General features: G+C 39.0%; 25 protein-coding genes, 2 pseudogenes and 1 riboswitch. Of the genes and pseudogenes, 18 read left to right on the top strand and 9 right to left on the bottom strand.

All coding sequences use genetic code 11. The features are described from left to right. Both J7E52_RS10180 and J7E52_RS10185 read right to left on the bottom strand, forming a co-directional pair. Positions 1–657 carry a TVP38/TMEM64 family protein gene (locus J7E52_RS10180; protein WP_214745561.1) on the bottom strand — a complete coding sequence of 219 codons (657 nt, stop codon included), beginning with the start codon at positions 655–657 and terminating at the stop codon, positions 1–3. A 122-nt stretch (positions 658–779) separates the two neighbouring features. Beyond that, positions 780–1,265, bottom strand: a complete 486-nt coding sequence (locus tag J7E52_RS10185; RefSeq protein ID WP_214745564.1) for a QueT transporter family protein — start codon at positions 1,263–1,265, stop codon at positions 780–782. A gap of 6 nt (positions 1,266–1,271) precedes the next feature. Beyond that, positions 1,272–1,316: riboswitch (PreQ1 riboswitch) on the bottom strand. A gap of 170 nt (positions 1,317–1,486) precedes the next feature. Here J7E52_RS10185 and J7E52_RS10190 point away from each other — a divergent pair. Both J7E52_RS10190 and J7E52_RS10195 read left to right on the top strand, forming a co-directional pair. Beyond that, positions 1,487–2,008: a YbaK/EbsC family protein gene (locus tag J7E52_RS10190; RefSeq protein ID WP_214745567.1), complete on the top strand. Its 522-nt coding sequence runs from the start codon at positions 1,487–1,489 to the stop codon at positions 2,006–2,008. A 216-nt stretch (positions 2,009–2,224) separates the two neighbouring features. Next, positions 2,225–3,037, top strand: coding sequence for a hypothetical protein (locus J7E52_RS10195; RefSeq protein WP_214745570.1), 813 nt, complete (start codon positions 2,225–2,227; stop codon positions 3,035–3,037). An 84-nt stretch (positions 3,038–3,121) separates the two neighbouring features. On the opposite strand, the gene J7E52_RS10200 is transcribed toward J7E52_RS10195, so the two are convergent. Together J7E52_RS10200 and J7E52_RS10205 are read right to left on the bottom strand one after the other, a co-directional pair. Then, positions 3,122–3,418 (bottom strand): DUF3892 domain-containing protein, encoded by a 297-nt coding sequence (locus tag J7E52_RS10200; protein WP_214745573.1) that lies wholly within the window; start codon positions 3,416–3,418, stop codon positions 3,122–3,124. A gap of 74 nt (positions 3,419–3,492) precedes the next feature. Then, positions 3,493–3,813, bottom strand: a pseudogene (locus tag J7E52_RS10205) (iron-containing alcohol dehydrogenase); the annotation flags it as partial. 271 nt (positions 3,814–4,084) lie between these two features. Between J7E52_RS10205 and J7E52_RS10210 the strand changes: the two are divergent. The 11 genes from J7E52_RS10210 (at position 4,085) to J7E52_RS10260 (ending at position 12,493) form a co-directional block, all read left to right on the top strand. After that, positions 4,085–5,488 carry a M28 family peptidase gene (locus J7E52_RS10210; protein ID WP_214745579.1) on the top strand — a complete coding sequence of 468 codons (1,404 nt, stop codon included), beginning with the start codon at positions 4,085–4,087 and terminating at the stop codon, positions 5,486–5,488. Positions 5,489–5,725: 237 nt separating this feature from the next. Further along, positions 5,726–6,151: a YwqH-like family protein gene (locus tag J7E52_RS10215; RefSeq protein ID WP_309476878.1), complete on the top strand. Its 426-nt coding sequence runs from the start codon at positions 5,726–5,728 to the stop codon at positions 6,149–6,151. Beyond that, complete coding sequence (locus J7E52_RS10220; RefSeq protein WP_214745582.1) at positions 6,151–6,438, top strand: YwqI/YxiC family protein; 288 nt, start codon at positions 6,151–6,153, stop codon at positions 6,436–6,438. Before J7E52_RS10215 ends, J7E52_RS10220 begins: the two co-directional genes overlap by 1 nt. Continuing rightward, positions 6,435–8,456: a T7SS effector LXG polymorphic toxin gene (locus J7E52_RS10225; RefSeq protein WP_214745585.1), complete on the top strand. Its 2,022-nt coding sequence runs from the start codon at positions 6,435–6,437 to the stop codon at positions 8,454–8,456. The genes J7E52_RS10220 and J7E52_RS10225 overlap by 4 nt, the downstream gene beginning before the upstream one ends. Position 8,457: 1 nt before the next feature. Continuing rightward, positions 8,458–8,685 (top strand): hypothetical protein, encoded by a 228-nt coding sequence (locus J7E52_RS10230; RefSeq protein ID WP_214745588.1) that lies wholly within the window; start codon positions 8,458–8,460, stop codon positions 8,683–8,685. 504 nt (positions 8,686–9,189) lie between these two features. Continuing rightward, positions 9,190–9,480, top strand: coding sequence for a hypothetical protein (locus J7E52_RS10235; RefSeq protein WP_214745591.1), 291 nt, complete (start codon positions 9,190–9,192; stop codon positions 9,478–9,480). Positions 9,481–9,624: 144 nt separating this feature from the next. Then, entirely contained in the window at positions 9,625–9,864 is a 240-nt protein-coding gene (locus tag J7E52_RS10240; RefSeq protein ID WP_214745593.1) for a hypothetical protein, read from the top strand. A 322-nt stretch (positions 9,865–10,186) separates the two neighbouring features. Further along, a complete protein-coding gene (locus tag J7E52_RS10245; RefSeq protein ID WP_214745596.1) occupies positions 10,187–11,209 on the top strand; it encodes an ADP-ribosylglycohydrolase family protein in 1,023 nt (340 codons plus the stop codon). A 107-nt stretch (positions 11,210–11,316) separates the two neighbouring features. After that, positions 11,317–11,685, top strand: a complete 369-nt coding sequence (locus J7E52_RS10250) for a hypothetical protein (protein WP_214745599.1) — start codon at positions 11,317–11,319, stop codon at positions 11,683–11,685. A gap of 118 nt (positions 11,686–11,803) precedes the next feature. Further along, positions 11,804–12,082, top strand: coding sequence for a hypothetical protein (locus tag J7E52_RS10255; protein ID WP_214745602.1), 279 nt, complete (start codon positions 11,804–11,806; stop codon positions 12,080–12,082). A gap of 24 nt (positions 12,083–12,106) precedes the next feature. Beyond that, entirely contained in the window at positions 12,107–12,493 is a 387-nt protein-coding gene (locus J7E52_RS10260) for a hypothetical protein (RefSeq protein ID WP_214745605.1), read from the top strand. Positions 12,494–12,628: 135 nt separating this feature from the next. Here the strand turns inward: J7E52_RS10260 and J7E52_RS10265 are convergent, their stop codons facing one another. The 5 genes and pseudogenes from J7E52_RS10265 to bioF all read right to left on the bottom strand — a co-directional run bounded on the left by J7E52_RS10265 (position 12,629) and on the right by bioF (position 18,247). Then, positions 12,629–13,885 carry a DUF445 domain-containing protein gene (locus J7E52_RS10265; RefSeq protein WP_286197637.1) on the bottom strand — a complete coding sequence of 419 codons (1,257 nt, stop codon included), beginning with the start codon at positions 13,883–13,885 and terminating at the stop codon, positions 12,629–12,631. A 234-nt stretch (positions 13,886–14,119) separates the two neighbouring features. Continuing rightward, positions 14,120–15,089: pseudogene (locus J7E52_RS10270) on the bottom strand (bile acid:sodium symporter family protein). A 395-nt stretch (positions 15,090–15,484) separates the two neighbouring features. Beyond that, positions 15,485–16,312: a malonyl-ACP O-methyltransferase BioC gene (gene bioC / locus J7E52_RS10275; protein WP_214745611.1), complete on the bottom strand. Its 828-nt coding sequence runs from the start codon at positions 16,310–16,312 to the stop codon at positions 15,485–15,487. Then, positions 16,305–17,051 (bottom strand): alpha/beta fold hydrolase, encoded by a 747-nt coding sequence (locus J7E52_RS10280; RefSeq protein ID WP_214745614.1) that lies wholly within the window; start codon positions 17,049–17,051, stop codon positions 16,305–16,307. The genes bioC and J7E52_RS10280 overlap by 8 nt, the downstream gene beginning before the upstream one ends. Continuing rightward, positions 17,048–18,247 carry an 8-amino-7-oxononanoate synthase gene (bioF, locus tag J7E52_RS10285; protein WP_214745617.1) on the bottom strand — a complete coding sequence of 400 codons (1,200 nt, stop codon included), beginning with the start codon at positions 18,245–18,247 and terminating at the stop codon, positions 17,048–17,050. The genes J7E52_RS10280 and bioF overlap by 4 nt, the downstream gene beginning before the upstream one ends. A 421-nt stretch (positions 18,248–18,668) precedes the next feature. Between bioF and J7E52_RS10290 the strand changes: the two genes are divergently transcribed. From J7E52_RS10290 to J7E52_RS10310, 5 genes are all read left to right on the top strand, one after another. After that, on the top strand, positions 18,669–19,508 hold the full coding sequence (locus tag J7E52_RS10290; protein WP_214745620.1) for a YitT family protein: 840 nt from the start codon (positions 18,669–18,671) through the stop codon (positions 19,506–19,508). Between the two features lie 153 nt (positions 19,509–19,661). Then, positions 19,662–19,847, top strand: coding sequence for a hypothetical protein (locus J7E52_RS10295; RefSeq protein WP_034305959.1), 186 nt, complete (start codon positions 19,662–19,664; stop codon positions 19,845–19,847). Positions 19,848–20,204: 357 nt separating this feature from the next. Continuing rightward, a complete protein-coding gene (locus J7E52_RS10300; protein WP_214745623.1) occupies positions 20,205–21,494 on the top strand; it encodes an ABC transporter substrate-binding protein in 1,290 nt (429 codons plus the stop codon). A 161-nt stretch (positions 21,495–21,655) separates the two neighbouring features. Further along, the gene (locus J7E52_RS10305; RefSeq protein WP_214745626.1) at positions 21,656–22,516 is read left to right on the top strand and encodes a carbohydrate ABC transporter permease; all 861 of its coding nucleotides are present in this window, start codon (positions 21,656–21,658) and stop codon (positions 22,514–22,516) included. Further along, complete coding sequence (locus J7E52_RS10310; RefSeq protein ID WP_214745629.1) at positions 22,516–23,334, top strand: carbohydrate ABC transporter permease; 819 nt, start codon at positions 22,516–22,518, stop codon at positions 23,332–23,334. The genes J7E52_RS10305 and J7E52_RS10310 overlap by 1 nt, the downstream gene beginning before the upstream one ends. Positions 23,335–23,340: the final 6 nt, after the last annotated feature.

Raw genomic sequence — 23,340 nt, forward strand, 5'->3', positions numbered from 1 at the left:
TCACCTGTTTTTTCTGTAGAAGGTAAGTTTCTTTTTCTTTTTTGCACGCTTATAGATAATGAAAAATAGTAAGAAGAGGAGTGCGAGTACAGCTAACGTATATTGGTTCATTTCCACAGATAGCAGTCCATAGGGAATCAGCGATAGGAAGAAAAAGTATATAAGGTTGCCAAGTGCCGTCGCTAATAAAAAATCCTTGAAAGTGACAGTGCTGACTCCCGCTGCCAAGTTAATTAAGCTTGTAGGGATAAGCGGGAAAATCCTGCCTGTAAAAACGTACATGAAGCCATGCTCTACAACTGTTTCTTGCCATTTTTCGCCAAGCTTCTTTAAAAGAAGCTCCTGAAACCAGTTTCTTGTTGCATAAAAAATGAATCCTGAGGCAACAACACTTGTAAACCAACTCCATAGATAGCCATATATGAATCCGAATATCGTGACATTGATAGTCAGGAGCAAAATTAAGGGGATGATAGTAAAAGAATTTTGTACAAACATCAATACGAATGTCACAATAAATGTAAGTAAAAGGTTTTCCTTCAATATGCTAATAACAGAATCCAGGTCACTTTTCCAAACCAAAGTGAACAGCTCTGCATTAGAGTAAATAAATATTGCGATTACCAGTAGACCGATTATGGTCAGGACTTTTTTCAAAGGGCCACCACCATTCTTACTAATAGTTTATCATTTTCGAGTTCATTGGTGAAAAAAAAGAGCTGCCGCAACATGCAGCCAGCTCTTTTCCATTATAGTGGGTTAACGTCGCGAAGATTCCTTTAAAGCCACTTTTCAAACTGAATTCTTTTGTTCATTGCATAAATGACTGGCGCTCCAATCAGGAGGACAACGAACTCACCGACAGCCGTGGTCATCCAGCTTAGCCAGAATGGCAAGCCAAAGGCAAGGTTCAGTTCAATTGCAATTAAAAACATTGTGAACGTGAAAAAGATAATCGTGGCGATCATCCGTCCTTTAATGCTTTTTATGAAACGAGAAACATAAATGACAAGCAATAAGGCGAGCAGGGATTGCCCCACCCCAAATATCAAATCATATGGCACCATCGGCGAAAAAAGCAGATTCGATATGAAGACTCCGCCGACGATACCGTAGATATACTTTTTATTGAATACAATGAGATGATTCAACATTTCCGGTACACGGAATTGGAACATCTCAAAAGCTATTGGTTTAAACACCAATGAGACCGCCACATACAAGGCAGCCAATAACCCGTTTATCACGAGTGTACGAACATTCATTTTACTCTCTCCCTAGTTTTTTATCGTGGGATGGTTACGAACCACGTTTAGGCGTTTACCCGATGATTAATAGTATCCCAAGTAAGCTTGTTTCGTCAATTTGTAAAGAATGGTTTTAATTTATAAGTTTCCAAGCAGGAGAAGTAGCTCAATAGGATTTTGATTTATTGCAATGAAGGGTGATATTATTTCAATATGTACGTCAAAGGAGTGAAGATAATATGTCGATCGAGAGTGTCAAAAGCCATTTTAAACAATGGAATCGGGAAGGCGACGTAAAGGAGTTCGAAACATCGAGCGCCACGGTGATTGAGGCAGCGGAAACCATCGGTGTTATCCCAGCGCGGATTGCTAAGACTCTTTCCTTTAAAGGGGAAGGTGAACACGCTATTTTGGTAGTTGCCGCAGGGGACGCGAAAGTGGATAATAAGAAATTTCGTCAGACGTTCGGTTTTAAGGCACGAATGCTTTCACCTGAAGAAGTGCTTGCACAGACCGGCCATGCAATCGGAGGAGTTTGCCCGTTTGGTCTGGCAAATGATTTAGCTGTTTTTCTTGATGTATCGATGAAGCGCTTCGAGTCATTGTTCCCGGCATGCGGCAGTGCGAACTCTGCAATAGAACTTACACTTGCTGAATTGTTTGAATATTCAGGTGCGAAGGATTGGGTGGATGTTTGTAAGGGTTGGGAAGAAAAGGGGAATGAGGAAACGGCGGTAGGCAATGCAGTTGATGGCTATTGATTAATGGTACCAAAAAATCCACATTGAATGGGGTTGAGTCCACTTCGGTGGACTTTATTTATTGATGACACGGGACATTTTATTTTTTAGTTAAACTGGTTCGAATCCGATTGCTTTATCCCTTACAGCAGCGACCGCAGTGCAAATTAGCGGTCAATAATTAAAGTGGTTCATGAACGGTTAATCGTGGAAAAAGTACTAAAGGGAGGTTGAAAGATGTTAAATGGAAGCCATAGAAAAAGCACCAGCAGCTATCTTAGTCTTAAAACACTTTATGAAGAAAATATCACGGTTAAGAGCATTGCCCAGGAGCTTGAGTTTTGCCATAAACACGATCTGGCGCTGGATATCCAGAAAGCATTGGAAAAAAAGAATTTTGATATATTGGCTGTGCAAGATCAAGGGGAAATCATCGGATATATCGAAAGGGAAGAGCTAGGTGAAGGGAAAATTTCTGAATATTTGAAAAACTTTTCACCAAGGGAAATGGTTTCGGATTCAACCCCTTTGATCCAGCTTCTACAAATTTTCAAGAATAAAACAAGGGTGTTCGTATTAGAGAATAATTCAATTAAAAAGTTGATTACCCATGCCGACCTTCAAAAGCCTCCAATCAGGATGCTAATATTCGGATATATTACCTTATTGGAAATGAGGATGAGCGATATCATCATGGATAGATTCGGCGATGGCAGCTGGTATCCAATGATCAGCGAAGACCGTTTAGAAAAGGCAAATGAATTATATAGGAGGAGAATCGATAAAAATGAAGACATCAATATAATAGAGTGCCTTCAAATCAGTGATAAATTCGATATCATACATAAAGATGAAGAATTGAGGTGCTTCTTCCAAATCCCTTCGAAAAGTAAAGGGAAGAAGGATGCGAATGCCATCCGGAAATTACGGGATAAGATTTCCCATGCTAATGAACTGGGTCTGGACATGTCGTGGATGGAAATCATTGAGGTTGTCGAGTCCTGTGGCCGGCTGCTCGAAATCTCTGAATCCTATCAGTATGAAAAATAAGGATCCGGCTATCATGCGGGTTCTTTTTATCGTTTAGATCCATACATAAAAAAACTGCCCATATAAGGCAGTTTCCCCGAAAAATCAAAACTCCGGCAGTTGATCCAGGTTATTTTCCTTTATCCCATCGGGTTCACTCCGCAAGATGTCACGTCCATATTTATGAAAGACGTCAACATTGGCCAGGTTGCCTGCTTTGGCTTCCGAAAGGGCTGTGGGGTAGTCGAGTTCGCGGCCGGAGTTCGTCTTGATGGCGATAATATTGTCCTCTTCATTTTTCCTTACGGCGATGATTTCTTCTTTTCCTGCTGAATCAGGTTGGTTTGCTTGCGGTGTTCCCTGCTGTTTATATGATTCATAGGCTTTTTCAAATTGGTCCATGTTTTGGACACCTCCTATTTATAGGGTGAGCCATTTTTTCTGCAATATACAAACCGGATTTCGTCCGACTTGAAGGCCATACCTTTAGCGACATCCAAAGCACTGCCTCCACCCAAACCGATGATGGCATCACATTCTTGTTCTTTAAATGCCAAACAGCCGGCTTCGATCTCCCTGTCCTTCGGATTGGTCGTCATTTCAATGAAGGTAGCAAAAGCAAGTCCTGCATCCTGGCAGGATTTAATCACTTTATCCAACCAGCCAGCATTGGCCACCCCGGAGTCGCTTACTATCAGCGCCTTTTTGGCGCCCAGCCGCAAGCAGGCCTCGCCAGCTTGTTCAATCGAACCTTTTCCAACAATCAATTCCGGCATCACGAATTTAGTTATCGACATTTTTACGCCTTCTCCCTGTAAAAATTCTATCTCTTCTGTATTATTTTCCCGAAAAAGAGCGAAAATCCTGTTTGGATTACAGGTATTTTTATATAATATGACAAAATATCGGATGAAAGAGAACTTTTGGCACAGGTCAATTTCCCTGTTGATTTCTTTAATTTGTAAATTTGTTACTTTAGACATGTATTATTTGGGATAAACCTACCTAGTTAGTATTCTCTATATATTGTAAAATTATGGTGGAATCTATTAAACTGGGAGGCAATCTATGAAAAAACAATTTCTATCGGTTAGCTTAATCGCGGCATTGACACTCGGGACAGCCGGGGCAACCACCGCTTTAGCAGCGCCACACTCATCGCCGGTGCTATCTGCGCCATCCACGGACAAGCAAGTCATTAAAAGAATCGATGCCGATAAAATCTACAAGAATATTGAATACCTCTCACAAACACCTCGGGTGGCCGGTACGGATTCTGAGTATAAAGCCGTCCAATTCATCAAAAAGCAATTCCAATCTTATGGCTATAAAGCCGATATCGAAGAGTTCAATTTTTTATCTTATACAGACCCAAATCTGGTCGAGCTGTCCGTTGCCGGATTTGATGGGGAAATCCAATCGAATCATTTAACCTATTCAGTTAATGGGAATTTATCCGGTGAAGTGGTATTTGCCGGTTTAGGAACGAAAGAAGAGCTAGAGAAAACCGACGTTGCAGGGAAGATTGCCCTTATACAAAGAGGCAGCCTCACTTTTGCAGAGAAAGTATTGAATGCAGCGGAAAAAGGGGCAGCGGGAGTCATCCTATTCAATAATGCAGATGGGGAATTAAACGGGACACTCGGAGAGGATAATGACAAGTTTATTCCATCCGTCACGATCACCAAAAAGGATGGAGAAGCCCTTCTGGAAAAACTGAATGCTGGAGTTAAATTGACAGCATCATTAAAAATTGAAGGAGCTTATTCCGGAGAAAAAACCTCTTATAATGTAGTGGCAACGAAAAAAGCAACAAAGAACAATAAAGCAAAAAAGAACGATATCATTTATATTACTGGACATCATGATTCCGTCACAGGTGCACCCGGAGCGAATGATGATGCATCAGGAACATCCGTCACGCTTGAACTTGCACGTGTTCTGAAGAATCTTCCTACAGATACCGAAATTCGCTTTGTCACCTTTGGGGCAGAGGAAAATGGATTGCTGGGTTCACAGCATTATGTGAGCAATCTCCCTGATGATGATATCAAGCGGACAATTGCCAACTTCAATCTCGATATGGTGGGAAGCAAGGATGCCGGAGATTTGGTCATTTTGACTAATGATGGAGAAATGAACCTTGTAACCGAGCTGGCCCAGGCATCAAGTACAAGACTGAATGGTGAGCCGACTCCGTATGGACAAGGCGGGAGAAGTGACCATGTATCCTTTGCTGAGGCTGGAATACCCGCTGCTTTATTCATCCACAGTCCATCAGAACCTTGGTATCATACTCCTGATGATACCATTGATAAAATCTCAAAAGAAAAGCTTCAAGATGTTGCTGAAATTGTCGGCACAGCTGTCTATGACCAAGCAAAAATCGAAGCTAAAAAACCTGATTTCAATCATAAAAAAGGGAAAAAGGTGAAAGTTCCGCATTTATTTGGCGAAAAGGAATTCAAATAATGCAGTAAATATTCAGAGGGTGCAGCCTGCACCCTCTCTCTTTATGTTTAAAAATGGAAGTACGGGGGTGAAAAGTCTAATCTGGCATTGGAGCGTATGAGCTGAATTCCCTAATTCCGTAGCATAAATAGCTTATTTATCCCTATTTAACTCTAAGACTATAATCCTTATAATAAAAATTATGAAAAATATGACAGTCTACATAATGAGAATAGTATGTTTGAGGTGATTTTTTAAGTGTATGCAAATTCATTGAGTGAAATTCACTCAGCCCTCTCCAGCAAAATGTCCGATGTTAATGAAAAAATCAATCGTTTGGAGCAGGCAAAAAGACAAATCAAAGACGAACAGAATGCTTGTCTGGGGGAAATTGCTAAAATTAAAAATCCGGATTTGGCAAAAAGCTGGACGGGAAACCGTGCAGAGGACTTTCAAGATGCCCGCAGTGATGCATACAAGGCAATGTCAACGATCATTCATGATGATTATGACGACTATCAAGAGAAAATCGACGGTAAAATCATGATGCTTAATATAGAAAAAAAGGCTCTGAGTGCAGCAGGCATGATAGCACATGAAGCGGATGTTCTTTTAGGTAAAGGGGAAGCCGTCATAGATCAATTGGAAAGCAAAATATCATATTTAAAAGGGTGGTTGTTTTAATGACGACAATCAAACTGAATCATCCTGCCGTAACGAAGCAAGTCGATCAGGTGAAGACGGCACTTGGTACAGTCACGCTTGGAAATTTGCCGGCAGGCGAGCTTGGCAGCAATAAATTGGAATTCACCTCGAAATGGATCGACCGGGAAACGAACCTGGAGAAGGTCTTCGAGCAATATATCAAAATCGTCCAGAAAAATGTGGAAGATACCCGTGCCAACATTGACTTATTAAAAGAACAGGATGAAGCCATCGCCCATGCGTCTTCACATGGGTATCAGCGATGAAGATATATGAAGCCGAGACATTGACGGCCGCAACCAAGTCGCGCGCCAAGCAATATGAAGAACTAAAGAAGGAAGTCACAGCCCTGAAAAAGGAATTTCAGGGCATCGTCGGCCTGGATAACGAGTTCCAGGGAGCAGGTGCTACCGCCATCAAAAGCTTCTATGAAGCACAAATCGAGGTGGCGGACGCCTGGATGGAACTATTCACGACCCAGATCAGTTTTTTGGAAGGCATACCGGCCAGTCTGGAAGAGGCGGACCTCTCCGGAAATACGGTGGTCGAGGTCCCCTTTTTAGATGGCGAAGTCTCAAACGGCATCAATCAAGCGAAGTCGCTTGTCGATCAACAAGCGAACGATCTTCAAAGGATCCTGAACAGCATTGACGATATCCTGCCTCTTGATAAGTTCGACCAAAAGGACTTTAATGAAAAAATCACGCTGGCCGGGCACAGGCTGGATGACACCGTGACAAAGGTCGAGAATGTCGACCGGCAATTGGTCGAGGAATATGATGTGTCCATCGGGCAGGAAAACGTGGCCGTTGGCCTCTTCCGCGCCTTGCTTGATGCCACCAAGCAGGACGGCCACGTTTCGCCGATGACCTTCAACCAATCGGCATTCAAAAATAGTGACGTCTATCAAGTGAAGGATGAAGTCGCCGGTCAGATGAAAGACTATCAGACCTTCAAAAAGGAACAAGCAGAAGCCCGGAAAATCGAACGAGAAATGGAAGAACTCGAAAATCGTCCATGGTATGAAAAGGCCTGGGATACGACAAAAACCTTTACAGGGGAATTCACGGGATATTATGATTCAATCAGGGCCTCGACAGGAGTCGATCCAGTAACCGGCCGCAAGCTGTCCGATGCCGAACGAATCGCCGCCGGCGCCATGGCAGCCGCTGGATTCATCCCCGTCGTCGGCTGGGCCGGCCGGGCCATCAAAGGCGGCAGCGCCATCTACAAAACGGCCAAAGGACTCAACGCAGCGAACCACGCGCTCGATGCCTATAAAACGACAAAAGGCTTTAGCCTCCTCCAGAAAACCGAATACGGAATATACGGCCTCCTCGCCGCCAACGGCCTCGGCGAAGCGGCCACAGGCAAAGATATGTTCGGCAATCAGCTTACCGAGGAACAGCGCCAGAACGGGCTGTTGATGGCACTCGGAATCGGCGGTGTGGCTGGTGCGGCGAAGGTCGCTGATAAAGTAGCGAGTGGTACAAAGTTCGTCCCTTACAGCAAGGAATTTGCACAAAATCAGGTTCAGAAGGTTCAAGCTACAATAACAGACATAGCGAGATCAGGAAAAACCACGTTAAAAAATATAGGTGAAGCAATCGGTAAAAAAGAAATCCCTAAACGGATAAGTATGGAACAAGTATCCCTCGCAGGAGGACCAACCCTTCGCCAAGTTATGATGGAAAAGCAGACAATTAAGGAAGCCTATCAGAAATTTACGGTGAAGGATAGCAAAGTAGAGGGTGTTTCAGGGGAGAGTATTTCTAAGGGTACAGATAAAGGTCTTGAAACTAGAGGTTACAGACCAGAACCTGGTGAAAGAACAATGTCAAGGGAAGAGTGGAAGGCGCTGGATAGAGAGAGACGTATAGAGGTTAATTATCCAAAACCAATTATTAATGGTGGAAATTATGAGCTTGTCAAATCTAAACCCGAATATTATACTCCCGAGGGTGAAATTATTTGGCCCCCTAACCGTGGCGTATTAGGTGAACCCAAACCCATGATATTAAAGCCTGGCACAATTATTGATAGATTTGGTTATGAGGGTGGAACTTTTGTTTCACCGTATGGTGTTCCCTATGAAATGCGTGCATTAGCTCCTGAAACATATTTAAAACCTTATAAACTCTATGTTGTGAAGAAACCTATAGAAGTGCAGGCCGGGAAAATTGCTCCATGGTTTGATGAACCAGGTATGGGTGTTCAGTATGAACTCAACCAATCAGTAAAAAATTTTATAGATCAAGGAATAATTGGAAGGGTAGGAAAGTAGTGTGAAAAAAGAAGAATTACAACAAATGTTAATTAATGCTAATGTTCCAAAAGATTTATATAACTTAAATGGGGGATTACCTAATGAGTCATTTTGCTTAAATAAAGAAGATAATATTTGGGAAGTTTATTATAGTGAACGTGGTGTGAAATCACAATTAAAGAAATTTGACTCAGAAGATGAGGCATGTGATTATTTTTATAAAACAATTTTGGAACTTCTGAATTAATAGGATTTAGCATTAAAATAGAAAATTAAATGAAAAAGAAAAATTAGATAAGGTGGGCTTACAGTATTGTAGGCTCACCTTTCGTCTATTCAAAAATACTAAGGATCTGTAGTAAATAAAATTATGGCGATTCAGAGTCGTGACTTTAAAACCTGGCTAATCATAGATAGATTCGGGTTGGAACATTTATTCACCTATCCGCTCTATATTAATATTGTGAGCTTGAACCCCGTACCCTTTTTAAACTGCAAAAGAAAAAAGAAGCTTTCTCATCTAAAGGTAAAACTATAATTCTGAAATCTCCTTTGAAGAATATAGTAAAATAATAAATTCTATTAAATAAAAAATGAGGTTTTTAATTTGAATGGATTAATAGGTGATATTTTAGTGAAAGGAAATATACTTAATGGAAATACAAATAAATAGGATTTTTGTATAAATTTTCAAAATGAACTACTATCAAACGATATATCGAATAATATGTTTGTTTTTAAGGACGCAATTATGTTAGAAGGAATTTATTCTTGGGTTGTGGTTAACTTTCAAAACGATAGAGTTTCTCGTATTGAACTCGAGAATGCTGATGAAAATTTGAAAAATACTTACAATAATTGGTCTAATTATAGAGCTAAAAAAAAGAAAGAGATACATGATAAATGGGTAGAAGAGATATTAGGAAAACCAGATATAAAAAAAGGAGATTCATTAATTTATAATAGAACTTGGGGAGAAGTCACATCATTTGAAGATAAGAAAAGTGGACAAGGAGAGATCTGGATCAGTTATAAAAAATGACACAGAAAACTCAATCTTGCCAGAATAAAAGTAAACCTTGAGTGGCCAAAGCCATTCGAGGTTTTTTAATGAATTGAAATAATACTCCAATTAACGTGAAAGCCGAGGATATTAGGATATTACAAAATATAGGAAGTTGGTAAAATGACACGAAATGAATATGAAAATAAGATAAAAGAGTTAGGTATAGATTTACAAGAACTCAATATCGTTATTGGAAGAAAAACTAATGTACCATTTTCAACAGGTTGTTATTTTGAAGATGGAAGTTGGATATTGTATGATGTGGATGAAAGACAAAATTTATCAATCATCGAAAAGGGTAATGAGGATCGAGTTTTCAAATTTTTATATATGATAACGATGGGGAAAATAGGTAAGTAGAATTATAGGCGATAGCCAAATTGATTTGAAAACCTGACTACTCTTCCAAAGCACCAAATCCATTGCATGCCGTGGTAACATAGTTAAGATTATCGAAAATGAAACCTTGAGTGGCTAAAGCCATTCAAGTTTTTTTAATGAAATTGTATAAATTTTTGTATGAAAAATATGATGATAAGCAGTAATTTGGAAATACTGAATGATTTTTCCTTTGTGATTAAATGGAAAAATATTATAGTGGTTGTAGTATAGAAGGACATTTAATTAAGCAAGGAGAATGAAGGGGAAGAAATAGTACTTAAACAAAAAGTAGGTGTAAGGAATGACAGGCAGAAGAATGGTAGACAGATGGGAAGACGATAGTAAAAATTTTTTGAGATTTAATCTAAAACAAAGAATGTTACCAAGTCTGTATGGCGGTATTATTGGAGACATGCTTGGTGTCCCGGTTGAATTTAAAAAAAGAGGGACTTTCACTATTAATGATATAACGGGATATGGAACCTATAATCAGCCGCCAGGCACTTGGTCGGATGATACTTCACTAACTTTATGTTTAATTGAAAACTTAATTGAAAAAAGCGATTCCGCGGAGCTAATGCAAAAATTCGTTCGGTATATGGAATCTGGCTATTGGACACCACATCATGAAATGTTTGATATTGGCAGAACGACCAGTGAAGCCATAACCAAGTTTAAAAGTGGAACGCCAGCAAAAGAATGTGGCGGAGATGCAATGTTTGATAATGGGAATGGGGCGTTGATGAGGATCGCTCCAGTGGCATTTATCCTTTTTAATAGCTTTAATTTCATTGAAAAAACCCAAACCATTAAAAAATATACGGAAGTTACCCATGCACATCCGCGTTCTGTGGTAGGTTCCATTATTTATGTCGAGTTTTTACTTAGACTTTATTATAATAATTCTCCAGAAGTTTCAAAAAGGGAAATAAAAGAACTTTTTGATGAGAATTTTGATAAAGATCATATATACCAAAAAGAGCTGCAATCCTATTCAAGAATTTTTGAGGAAGATTTCTTTTCATTACCACAAGAAGAAATTCAGTCAGATGGTTATGTGGTTCATACGTTAGAAGCAGCCATTTGGTGCTTAGGAAATTCAGATTCATTTAGCGAAGCCGTTTTAAAGGCAGTGAATCTAGGGGATGATACGGATACAGTAGGTGCCATTACAGGAACAATGGCAGGTATGTACTATAAAATGGACGACATTCCTAAAGAATGGCTTGAGAAAATCACAAGAAAAGAAGATATCGATGAATTAATCAAGCAATTCCATAGTTTTTGTGCAGATAAAGCAATTAAAGAAGAGTATGGGGATTGATGTAAATCCCTCATATGAACATAAAAAAACCCCTATAAAAGTCCTTTATAGGGGTTTTTTATGTCCAGAGTCCAGTTTATGCTATGTTAAACGGGAAGCGAAGCAGTTTGAATTTAGGTGATGGAGAATTAAATAATGGAGTGAGTGGAAAAATGATTAGAAAAGGTGAGTATACTATCTATAATGGGAAAGAGTATAGATTCATAGAATCGGATACAGTGGGAGCTATTGAATTAATAACCAATGATAAAAAAGATATGGGCAATGGCTTTACTTATTATAAAAATAATATTTACACGAAAATATTACGCGTAAATGAAGTTAAAGAATTATATTCTATTAATCCCTATGCTGTATATAAGGGAGAGATGTTTCCAGCATCAGAAGAAAGAACAACTGGTAAAGTATTGTTGGTTACAACAAACACTGAACTTGCTAAACAGATGGGTTTTGAACGTACAGATAAATATATGTAATCCAAATCTGTGGAATGGGATGAAGTGGAGATAATCGAGAAGAGGAAGCCCTATTCAATAGATTAAATTTTCTCGTTTGAAATGCGATTTATTTTATTGCACTATATGGGAGGTTAAAATGGATTGTAAGAAAAAGCAGTTAATCGATCAAATAAAAGTTGTAATAAATAATCTTGAAAATGATTATTATAATGAAATTACTAGCGGCGTTTTACAACTTATATATATAAGATATAAGAATGCATTGAAAGCATTGGAGAATAATAAAGATATAAGAGAATTAAATATAATTGGTGGCATAAGGGCATATATGGATAGTTATAGTGACTATCAAAATCCATTATTAAAAGAATTACATAAAGCTGAAAAATTACATAAAGAATTATTGAATGCTTGATAAAGTTTGAAAATGGAGGAATCTATGATAAGAAAAGGAAAGTATGCAATATATAATGGTAGCGAGTATAGTTTTAGTCTACTGGAAGATAAGTCTATAAGGATAATAAGTAATAAACATGCTGATCTATCTCAAGGTTTCAAACATTTAGATGAAAATATTTATATAAAAAATGTTTCTGTAGAAGAGGTAGAAAATTTATTTAAGATAAATTCGAAGGCAATATATAAGGGAGAGTTGTTTACAGCATCTGAAGAAAGAAAAACCGGAAAAGTATTGTTGGATACAACCAACACTGAAATTGCCAAAAAGATGGGGTTTGAACGAACAGATAAATATATGTACTCCAAATCTGTGGAATGGGATGAAGTGGAGATAATCGAGGAGAGGAAACCCTATACATTAGATTAATTACCCCGTTAAAAAGCCCTTAAGGATAGGGGCCTTTTTTATGAGGGGTGTCAATCTAAAGGCAACGAATCAGCACCAGTTGATTTGGTAGCGACAGTATCCTGCCGTTACCAAATCGGCCGAAGGGTGCCTGGATTATAATAGCCTAAGTAAAGCCTGTGCACCTGTTAGGATAAGCCCTATTATAAAACCACAGACCGCCCCGTTCACACGAATCCATTGTAAGTCTTTTCCTACGCCATTTTCCATCATATCAATCAGTGTTTCATTGTCTAGCTTATCTAAATTTTCCTGTACAAGATTGCCGATCTGCGTATGATTATTTTCAATGAGGACAGTAATTTGTTTCTGTATCCAATGATCGATGTGGGTGCTGTTTTCTTTTATGTTGTCCAGTAAGTGATGAATCATTGGAGTAAGGTAATTATCCATGAAATGCTCATCTTCGACGAAATCCAATGCTTCTTGTTGAATTTGTTGTAGACTTCCCTTTATTGTCGCCTCAGGCTCCCATTTTGTCAGAAGTTGTTTTTTCCATTTTTCAACTCCTTCTAACAGTTCCCGGTTATGGTTAATGCCTTGTATCTCTTTCCTGATATATAAGATTAAAGCCTCTCTATTTGGTTCGTCCTCGTTTTGTAAATTATTTACGACACTTAATAAAAGGTTTTGTATGATATTCCCAAGTTTCTCTTCGTTAAGCAAACTTTGAATGGATTTAACGGCAAACTGAAGCATACCTTCCAGTTCAATCTTGCTGAGTACATCCATGGAAACAGTGCCAAGTCGGTGGCTGGTTTGTTTTTTTCTTAACCAATCTTCCGCTTTTTTCAAAACATGATCCAAAGCCTTCTTATCAAACTCTTCGTTAAGTAACTGTGAACTTACTATATGTAGAATCTTACTCATGTCTATATTAGAAAGTGATGCTTCAATTTTTTTTGCAACGAAAGGTGTAATCTTTTCTATATCTATATAACCAATCATTTGCTTGATCAGTTTAATCAGGACTTTTCTAAAAGTATCACTTTGTATCTCTTTTACTAAAATGGGGATCAATTTTTCTGTAAAAGAAATATGTTTTACTTTGTCCTGAATACTTTCCTTAGAAAGCCAATCGTTTTTTAACATCGAAACAAGTGCATTTGTCATTCTTTTACGATTATTAGGCAAAAGTGCTGTATGGGGGATTGGTAATCCAAGCGGATGCCGGAATAGTGCAGTGACTGCAAACCAATCTGCCAATCCGCCAACTAAACCAGCCTCAAACCCTCCATGTAATAAATCTAGCGGCAATGAACCTAGAAATGGAGTGGTTGCAATATAACCCGCCCCCATGATAATTAGTGAATACCTGGCAATTTTTCTTGATGATTTTATTTTTGATGACATTATATTCCTCATCCTTAAATGAAATTCAATTACTATACACGAATCATTAGCAAATTTTATAACTTACTTTTATCTAGTAGTATAGCAGGTAGTTCAAAAAAATACTCCCAACACGGGCAGTAAGTTCATCTATTGGGGAATGGGGAAATCAATTATTAAGACCATAATTATTAATATTTTCCTTTGAATGTTAAAGATGCGGATGTTTTATTCATTTAATGAATCTCCAACATATTATGATGCGTCTGTTTTTATCGAATTATTTTTAACGGTCCCTACATTTTTCTTATCTTTCATATGACTGAAGATATAGGCCAGAACGGAGCCTGATAGATTATGCCAAACACTGAAGATGGCACTAGGTACAGCGGGCAAAGGCGAGAAATGGCTGTTGCTATCGCTACACCTAAACCAGAGTTCTGCATACCAACTTCCATTGCAACGGCTTTCTGTTTAGCTAAATCCATCCCGCATAAACGAGCAAAGAAAAAGCCGAGAAGAAAACCAAGAACATTATGAAGAACGACGACTGCAAAAATCAGTAAACCTGTTTTAGCCAGCTGTGCTTGGCTGCCAGCTACTACGGCAGAATACGATCAGAACGATGGAAATGCAAGATACTAGAGGTAAAGCCCTTGCACGGGCCTCTGCCTGTTTACCGAAAAACTTTTTAACGATGAATCCAAGCATCAGTGGGATAATCACCACTTGAATGATGGAAATGAATAATGACCCAATACTGATATTGACCCATTTACTTGCCAAGAGCAGAATAAGAAGTGGAGTTACGGCAGGCGCTAGAATAGTGGAAACAGAAGCAATGGCAACTGCAAGCGCAACATTTCCTCTCGCTAAAAACACCATGACATTTGAAGTTGTTCCACTAGGGCAACATCCTACCCAAATAACGCCAACAGCCATTTCTTTGGGAAAATCGAAGCCTATTGCTAATACAAATGCCAATGGCATAATGATAAAATGTCCTGCTACTCCTAGTGCCACTTCTTTCGGACGTCGGAAAACTTATTTAAAATCCGATGTTGATAATGTAAGTCTCGTGCCAAACATGACAATTCCTAATAATGGAACAATATAGTCTCCAATCCTTATAAATTGATTAGGTATACGCAATAACTGCAAATATAATGACCCATAAGGTAAACGTTTTACCAGCAAATCCGCTGATTTTCTCTACTACTCCCATAGTGACCCTCCTAGATGTTTTAAAATAAAACAATTATAGTTTATACTCAGAATGTTTTAAAGTTTTTAAAAAATCAAGACATTTCTAAACAGCTTTTTGGGTATTTTCTATGGACAGTCATATTGAAAAAAGTGATTTTTTGAACGGTAAATTCTCTAGCGCTGATATTGTATGAATATGAAGATTATCTATATGTTGAACGGACATGGCAAAATGAGACGAAAGCAACTAAAATAGGCCGCCGCCTCTCCAAAGGAATTAGGAGAGGCGGCGGCAGAAATCGCTTGAATTGGAACCTAGTTAATCGACAGTAAGCAGATGAATTACTAGTCGGTACTTTTTATAAACGGCCTGCAATTATGTATAATACTTTGCTTGTATCCCATTCGGTTATCTTAGGATTCATCATGTTTTTCTATCTTAAAGAACAAACAGTGATAGGTTGCTTTCACACCTGATTCATTTCGGTATTGTGTTTCGTATATGTTGATTAACTCTCGAAAAAAGGAAGGGCGCTGGCAGTAGTTTTCTTTGTTGCTGTTAGCAGCACCAATCTTTTTAATTGAAGTGAAAAATTCACGTACTGTCTGAAAGTACTCTATTTCAAGCTTTTCGTTTTTTGTTATCTCGATTGGAACTGCTGATGAAAAGGGGATTGCTTCTACACAAACTTTGGATAGTTCTTCTAGAGTGTAAAACATTTGGCCTGGTGAACTATCAATGGAAAGTTGAAGTTTTTCTTTCGCATGTTCATATGACCTATGAAGCTCTTTAAAGGTATCGACTCCGAACGTTGAAAATATCAGGCTTCCTTCGGCCGTTAATCGTGTACACAGTTTTTCAAGGGTTGCAGGAAGATCGTTCAGCCATTGAAACGTTGCATTGGAAATAATCAAGTCGTAATTTTCATTAAGCACCATTTCTTCGATATCCGTACATAAAAATGTAACACGGTCTTCATCTGTCATTCCTTTCGCCACTTCGACCATTCCTGGTGCCAAATCAACAGCCGTAACAGCGGCATTAGGGAATGTTTTGACGAGTAACCTGGTTAAGTAACCAGTGCCGCAGCCAATTTCAAGAATACTGATTTTATGATTGGTGCTTTTTTGAGGAAGCAAATCCACTAATTGCTTTGCCATGTTTTTTTGGACATTGGCGTACGCATCATATGTTTTCGCGTGTTCACTGAACCGCTTGCTTAACAATCGTTTATCAATCATCAATGTACTCCTTTTGAATAAATGTTTTTATATGCTGCACACTTTCCTGTGGTTTTGTGAAAAATGGAATATGACCAGCGCCTTCGATAATATGAAACTCGGCTTTCCCACCCAGATTTTCTTTAATGAAAGAGGAGGCCTCGATTGGACAAATGTTGTCTTCCTTCCCATGAAGCAATATAACGGGGGCTTCAATCCGGTCGAGTTTTGCTCTAGCATCTTTCTGAAGTAGATAATCCAAGCCAATAAGAAGCGAAAACACATCATCTCCATGAAACTTGCTTTGAATTTTCGTGATGAATTGATGATAAAAGCCTGCTTCTTTTTCAGCTTCGGAAAACATCGCTTCATAGAAAGAAGTCAAAGTCTTCTCTTTATTGCGCTGCAGTTGTTTCTTCATGCGCTCGACCATTCGTGGATCCCAGCCAAATGAATAATTTTCTCCTGTGGTAAACCGACTTGTAGCGCCAAAAAGGATAAAACCTTTTATTTTTTCTCGATACGAACTTGCAATTTCAAGTGATACTAGTGATCCTAATGACCAGCTCAGTAAATAAACAGGACCATCGATGGAAGCGATTGTGTCTATGGCTCTTTCTTCAAAGTCATTTAATGCTTTCATATCTCTCCATTCTATAAATGAAAGGTGAAATACTTCTGACAGCGGTTTGATTAACGGTTCAAACGCCTCTTTTTCCATTCCCCAGCCAGGAAGCATGATTAAATTCGGCTGTTTCATTCAATAACACCCATTTCTTTTCCAATGATCGAAACCTTTTCAACTGCCCAATCAAGATCTTTTTTATCGTGGAGAGTTGTTATGGTAAACCGGATTCTCGCCTCATTTTCAGGAACGGTCGGCGGCCTGACAGCAATAGCCGCAATTCCTTCCTTTTGCAAACGTGCGGCAAATTCCATCGCTTTTTCGTTTTCCCCGATGACGATAGGAACAATTTGTGATTGACTTCCGCAAATATTAAACCCGTAATATGTGAGTTCTTCTCTAAAGTGTTCTGAATGTGCTTGGAGCAGTGAGCGGCGTTCAGGTTCTTGCTGTACAAGTTCAATCGCTGCTTTTATGGCACCGAGTATGGCCGGTGGGAGTGCGGTTGAATATATGAATCCGCGCATGCGATTTTTTAAATAGTCGATAAGCCATTTTTTCCCGACAACATAGGCCCCGAATGAACCGAGCGCTTTACTGAAAGTTCCCATTTGGATATCTATTTTATTTTGAAGATGGAGATGACCGGCATAGCCTTCACCATTTTTACCGTAGACTCCGCTTCCGTGTGCTTCATCAGTCATTAATATTGCGGTATAACGTTCCTTTAACCGAACAAGGTCTTCAAGATAAGCAAAGTCACCGTCCATGCTGAAGACCGTATCCGTCACGATTAATTTACGTGCTTCAATCGGTGATTTTTTCAAAAATGCTTCTAAATGATCTAAATCATTATGACGATAGCGTATATGCTTTGCACGGCTTAAAAGGGCTCCATCGACAATGCTTGCATGATTCAATTTATCGCTATAAATAATATCGTTACGGGAAAGCAGGGTGGAGATGATTCCAAGGTTCGCGTTATATCCACTGTTGATGATGAGTCCTGCTTCGGCTTTCTTCCAATTGACAAGAGCTTGTTCCGCTTGCCCGTAAAGAGGATGATTGCCAACAATTAAACGTGATGCCGTTGCTCCTGCACCATATGTATGTACTGCATCTACCATAGCCTTTTTCAGCCGCTCATCCCCTGCATATCCTAAATAGTTATTAGAAGCTAGATTTAGCATCCTGCATCCGTTGATCATAAGCCATGGCTGCTCGGCGCATACCGTTGATACGAGTTCACGCTTTTGCGAAATCTCATCTAAATAAGCCAGTTCTTTTTTTATTTTTTCTTCCCAACAAGGTAATTGTTTTTCACTGTGCATGGCCAGTCTCCTTTTTAATTGTTAACTAAAATAAAAATAGGTTAACATATAAAACATTCTAATTCTGACTCAATGAAACTGTCAAGCTTAGAAAAGGAGCATGAGAATAAATTAATAATCCATTAATCTCGGAGAAATCAAGGGTCGAAAAAAGCTGGTGGCCAGGAACATGTATCTACCCATTAAAATAAGTTTAAGGAGAACCGGGCAGAGGCTTTGTTAAGCTAATTATAAAAGAGCTTAATGAAAATTAGTGCCTTTGTGTGTATTAAGCTCGTTCATTGAAGATAATCTAACTTCCAAGGTAGTCTTTTTGTTAAACCTTCAAATCTTTGAAGGATTAACTGGAATTCCATGTTACTATAGAGCAGTGAAATTAACCGAATTCACATTAACCATTACATAAAGGAAGGGTATAAATATGAAAAAGATTTCTTTGGATGTTTTCTTTATATTAATAGGAGCTTTTATTTTCGCTTTGGCAATAAATCTTTTCGTCATTCCCAATGAACTTGGTGAGGGGGGAGTCACGGGGATAACCATCATTTTGTTTTATCTTTTTGAATGGTCACCAGGGCTGTTAAGTTTGATCATTAACGCTTTCCTGCTCATTGTCGGTTATAAATATTTGTCGAAATTAACAACGGTATATACAATCATAGCCGTTGCATTTAATTCACTTTTCCTTCATTTAACCGAAAATTGGACGATATCTTCAGATGAATTGGTCATCAATGCGATATTTGGCGGGGTTTTTGCCGGTGCAGGAATTGGCATAATCATTCGTGTTGGAGGCACTACTGCGGGTACGACGATCCTGGCCCGAATTACGAATAAGTATTTGGGATGGAGCTTAAGCTATGGACTTCTGTTTTTCGATTTAATCGTTGCGTTCTCATCTTATTTCATCATAGGTGCAGAAGGTCTGATGCTCACTATCCTTATGCTTTATATTGGAACAAAAACGATGGAATTCATCATCGAGGGATTGAACCCGAAAAAAGCGATTACCATCATTTCAAAAGAAGCGGACCAGATTGCAAAACAAGTAACCGAATTGATGGACCGGGGGGTCACTGTTTTTAGTGGTCATGGATACTATACAAAAGCATCCAAGGATATATTATATATCGTTATAAGTAAGCAAGAAGTACTAAAGTTAAAGAGAATAGTGCAGTCGACGGATAGCAATGCTTTTATAGCCATACATGACGTTCGGGACGTATTTGGTGAAGGATTCCTGGATATCTCGAAGTCCTGATGCGGATATGGTATATGCGAAATGAAAAGGCCTAATAGGCTTTTTTATTTTGCACTGCAAAAAATCTGTTAATTCTGAATAATTTGTTATATTATGTAAGTAAGAAACCACACACCCTGAGGAGTGCAGCCATTAAATGTGGAGGTGTCCAAGATGATCCTTTTAAAAGTGGATGACAGAAAGTTTGGGAAAAGCAATATCAAGTACAGTGTCGTTGATAAGGAAACGAATGAATTGATCATTAGCGGTGTGTTTAAAGAATTTGGACAAGCAAGTGATAAATATTATGAATTGAAGGATGAATACGGTCCTTCCAATGTGAAGATGATATTGAAGTGAAGGGGGACCGACGGGTTTCCCTTTTTTCGTATAATGCCAGGAATGAAAATGGCCCGTACGATAAATAATCGGATAAAGGAATAATCAAAGGTTTCTGAATCATATAATTAGGTTAAGAGAGTTCTTAACATCCTTTTTTTACAATATACTACAATTTTATTGTAAAGTATGGAATTTGGTGGTAATATAAAGCGCATAAATGTAAACGTTTGCAACGATTTTTGTGAGGAGGTGATGTAAAAGAAGAGCGATAGACTATTAATTTTATAGAATGAATGGCTTTTATTTTGCTATTTTATGCAAACGTTTTCTTAAAAATTGCATGAATATTATGAGAAAAAGGGAGAGTGGGTAGGCATGAGGCGTAAAAAATGGTACGGGGGAATTCTTACTGTTTTATTAATTTTTAGTGTGATTTTGGCTGGATGCTCTTCTTCAACTGGCGGAAACAGCGACTCAAAGGATGTCGTGACGCTGGATATATTCCAATTCAAGGTAGAATTCAAGTCGCAATTCGAGACATTGGCAAAACAATATGAAAAAGAAAATCCAGATGTGAAGATCAAGGTATCGACAGTCGGCGGCGGAAATGATTATAAATCAGCCATTACGGCAAAGTTCGCTTCAGGTGAGGAGCCAGCTGTTTTTAACATTGGCGGACCGGTAGATGTCGAACAATATAAAGATAGATTAACAGATTTAAAGGACACGAAGGCTGCTGCTGCAGCACTTGACGGTACTTTGGATGGCGTGGAAGAGGACGGGCAAGTCCTTGGACTTCCATTTAACCAGGAAGGATACGGCTTGATTTATAACAAACGGATATTTAAAGAAGCCGGAATTAACCCTGATGAAATTACAAATTATGAAGCCCTAGAGGCGGCAGTTAAAAAAATGGATTCACAGAAAGATAAATTGAAAATCGATGCAGTTTTCGCCTATCCGGTCAAAGAGAAGTGGGTGACAGGAAACCATTTATCCAATGTATTCTTATCTCCGGAGTTTGATGGGAATGTGTTAGAAGCAAGTAAGGCTCCAACGGTCAAATTCACGGATGGTGACAAGTTTAAACAACTGGTCGATATCCAAAATGAATATTCCGTCCAGCCGACAGCAAGCCTCGATTACTCCCAACAAGTGGAAGAGCTGTTCTCACTTGAAAAGGTTGCAATCATTCAGCAAGGCAACTGGGTGTATAACACAGTGTATGATATGGACCCTGAGTTAGCTGAAAAGGGAATTGGCATCATCCCGATTCCAAATGGTGACTCTGCAGGCATGCCGGTCGGCGTACCGAACTATTGGGCAGTGAACAAGAAATCGGATGAAAAGGTACAGGAAGCAGCGAAGAAGTTCCTTGACTGGATGTATACATCCGAAGAAGGGAAAAAAGCCGTTTTGGAAGATTTTAAATTCATTCCTGCTTATGAGGGATATGATGTAGAAAAAATTGCCGATCCAATTTCAAAAGAAATTTATAAATATTCCCAAGAAGGAAACACGGTTGGGTGGGTGTTTAATGGATATCCGGTCGGTTGGAATGATGATCTTGGTGCAAGTGTCCAAAAATACGTAACTGGTAAATTGACTTGGGATGAACTTGTCCAACAGAACATTGAAAATTGGGAGAAGATTCATAAGAAATAAGTGTTGGGAAATGCAAGTGACCAATCGGCATGAAAAGTGTGTCGATTGGTATCCTTGTTATAGAAAAGTCGCTTAGGGAAATTGCCTCAGCAAGGGATTCAGCAAATAACCATGGTCTAAAACCAATTAACTATTAAATCATTTCAAGGAGGTCGGTTTCGTTGAGGAATCGGGATGCCGCATATTGGCTGTTTTTGACACCTGTTCTTGCTGCACTCATTTTGGTTGTGATCGTGCCACTCATCTACGGATTTTATTATTCCTTTACGAATTGGAACGGTTTAGGGAAGCCGGATTTCATCGGTCTTAAGAATTATATAGACTTGTTTACGGATAAAGGGTTCCTTGATACATTTTGGTTCACCATTAAATTTTCCGTAGCCGCAATTGTGGTAATCAATGTCATTGGATTAAGTTTGGCTCTCATCGTGACTTCAAAAATTAAATCAAGCAACATACTGCGGACAGTTTTCTTTATGCCCAATTTAATTGGCGGCTTGATTCTCGGTTTTATCTGGCAGTTCATTTTTATTAAGGTTTTCGGTGCGATTGGTGATTTGACTGGAATCGAAGCATTTAATGGATGGTTATCAACGACAGATACAGGTTTTTGGGGATTGATCATTTTAACGTCTTGGCAGATGGCCGGATATATCATGATCATTTATATTGCCTATCTGCAGGCTGTTCCTGAAGACCTGATCGAAGCGGCAAAAATTGACGGAGCGAACAGCTTCCAGCGTTTTCGTCATATAACTTTTCCGCTAGTGGCACCTGCTTTTACCGTCAGTTTGTTTTTGACGCTTTCCCACTCGTTCAAGATCTATGATCAAAATCTTTCTTTGACGAATGGAGCTCCCTATAATTCAACTGAAATGGTTGCGATGAACATTGTAAAATCCGCCTTCACCGAAAACGATATGGCGTATGCACAGGCAAAAGCCGTTATCTTTTTCGTAATCGTGGCGGTCGTTTCACTGACACAAGTCTATTTCAATAAAAAACGGGAGGTTGAGCTGTAATGAGAGGAAAATGGAAATTGTGGCTGATTGGATTCATCGGATTCATTTTGGCCATATTATGGCTCACTCCGTTTTATTTAATGCTTGTCAATGCTTTTAAAATGAAACGGGATATATTTGCCGATACACTGGGACTGCCTGAAACCTGGACATTCGAAAACTTCATTCAAGCTTTCGAGCAATTGGATTTCCTCCGGACATTATTCAATTCTTTATTGATATCGGGCGTCAGTGTAGTCATCATCATCATCTTTTCTGCGATGGCTGCGTACGCTCTTTCCCGAAACAAAAGTAAAATAAGTTCCCTGCTTTTCTTCATATTTGTAGCAGCCATGCTGATCCCGTTTCAGTCTGTGATGATACCGCTCGTTGCCCAATTCGGACAGCTGGGGATGTTGAACAAGGCCGGACTGATTTTCATGTATTTAGGTTTTGGCTGCAGTCTCTCCATATTCCTATATCATGGTACTTTAAAAGGGATTCCCATCTCACTTGATGAGGCAGCAAAGATTGATGGTGCAAACCGCTTTCAAATATTTTGGTATATCATATTTCCGTTATTAAAACCGATGTCCATTACAGTTGGGATCTTAAATGTCATTTGGATATGGAATGACTACTTGTTGCCATCCCTTGTTATTGGCGGCGCAGGATCGGAGACCATTCCACTTAAATTATTCTTCTTTTTCGGTCAATATACGAAGCAATGGCATCTTGCCTTGGCTGGCCTTACTTTATCCATCATTCCAGTCATCATTGCGTACTTTTTTGCTCAGAGGCAAATTATCAAAGGAATTGCAGATGGAGCCGTTAAATAACTATTT

Source organism: Bacillus sp. ISL-34, assembly GCF_018613325.1.
GTDB lineage: Bacteria > Bacillota > Bacilli > Bacillales > DSM-1321 > Peribacillus.

What these genes read in the sequence shown, in the direction of transcription:
- J7E52_RS10185 (WP_214745564.1), bottom strand. Translation starts at nt 1,265, where the DNA reads ATGAATGTTCGTACACTCGTGATAAACGGGTTATTGGCTGCCTTGTAT.
- J7E52_RS10190 (WP_214745567.1), top strand. Translation starts at nt 1,487, where the DNA reads ATGTCGATCGAGAGTGTCAAAAGCCATTTTAAACAATGGAATCGGGAA.
- J7E52_RS10195 (WP_214745570.1), top strand. Translation starts at nt 2,225, where the DNA reads ATGTTAAATGGAAGCCATAGAAAAAGCACCAGCAGCTATCTTAGTCTT.
- J7E52_RS10200 (WP_214745573.1), bottom strand. Translation starts at nt 3,418, where the DNA reads ATGGACCAATTTGAAAAAGCCTATGAATCATATAAACAGCAGGGAACA.
- J7E52_RS10210 (WP_214745579.1), top strand. Translation starts at nt 4,085, where the DNA reads ATGAAAAAACAATTTCTATCGGTTAGCTTAATCGCGGCATTGACACTC.
- J7E52_RS10220 (WP_214745582.1), top strand. Translation starts at nt 6,151, where the DNA reads ATGACGACAATCAAACTGAATCATCCTGCCGTAACGAAGCAAGTCGAT.
- J7E52_RS10225 (WP_214745585.1), top strand. Translation starts at nt 6,435, where the DNA reads ATGAAGATATATGAAGCCGAGACATTGACGGCCGCAACCAAGTCGCGC.
- J7E52_RS10235 (WP_214745591.1), top strand. Translation starts at nt 9,190, where the DNA reads ATGTTAGAAGGAATTTATTCTTGGGTTGTGGTTAACTTTCAAAACGAT.
- J7E52_RS10240 (WP_214745593.1), top strand. Translation starts at nt 9,625, where the DNA reads ATGACACGAAATGAATATGAAAATAAGATAAAAGAGTTAGGTATAGAT.
- J7E52_RS10245 (WP_214745596.1), top strand. Translation starts at nt 10,187, where the DNA reads ATGACAGGCAGAAGAATGGTAGACAGATGGGAAGACGATAGTAAAAAT.
- J7E52_RS10255 (WP_214745602.1), top strand. Translation starts at nt 11,804, where the DNA reads ATGGATTGTAAGAAAAAGCAGTTAATCGATCAAATAAAAGTTGTAATA.
- J7E52_RS10260 (WP_214745605.1), top strand. Translation starts at nt 12,107, where the DNA reads ATGATAAGAAAAGGAAAGTATGCAATATATAATGGTAGCGAGTATAGT.
- J7E52_RS10265 (WP_286197637.1), bottom strand. Translation starts at nt 13,885, where the DNA reads ATGTCATCAAAAATAAAATCATCAAGAAAAATTGCCAGGTATTCACTA.
- bioC (WP_214745611.1), bottom strand. Translation starts at nt 16,312, where the DNA reads ATGATTGATAAACGATTGTTAAGCAAGCGGTTCAGTGAACACGCGAAA.
- J7E52_RS10280 (WP_214745614.1), bottom strand. Translation starts at nt 17,051, where the DNA reads ATGAAACAGCCGAATTTAATCATGCTTCCTGGCTGGGGAATGGAAAAA.
- bioF (WP_214745617.1), bottom strand. Translation starts at nt 18,247, where the DNA reads ATGCACAGTGAAAAACAATTACCTTGTTGGGAAGAAAAAATAAAAAAA.
- J7E52_RS10290 (WP_214745620.1), top strand. Translation starts at nt 18,669, where the DNA reads ATGAAAAAGATTTCTTTGGATGTTTTCTTTATATTAATAGGAGCTTTT.
- J7E52_RS10295 (WP_034305959.1), top strand. Translation starts at nt 19,662, where the DNA reads ATGATCCTTTTAAAAGTGGATGACAGAAAGTTTGGGAAAAGCAATATC.
- J7E52_RS10300 (WP_214745623.1), top strand. Translation starts at nt 20,205, where the DNA reads ATGAGGCGTAAAAAATGGTACGGGGGAATTCTTACTGTTTTATTAATT.
- J7E52_RS10310 (WP_214745629.1), top strand. Translation starts at nt 22,516, where the DNA reads ATGAGAGGAAAATGGAAATTGTGGCTGATTGGATTCATCGGATTCATT.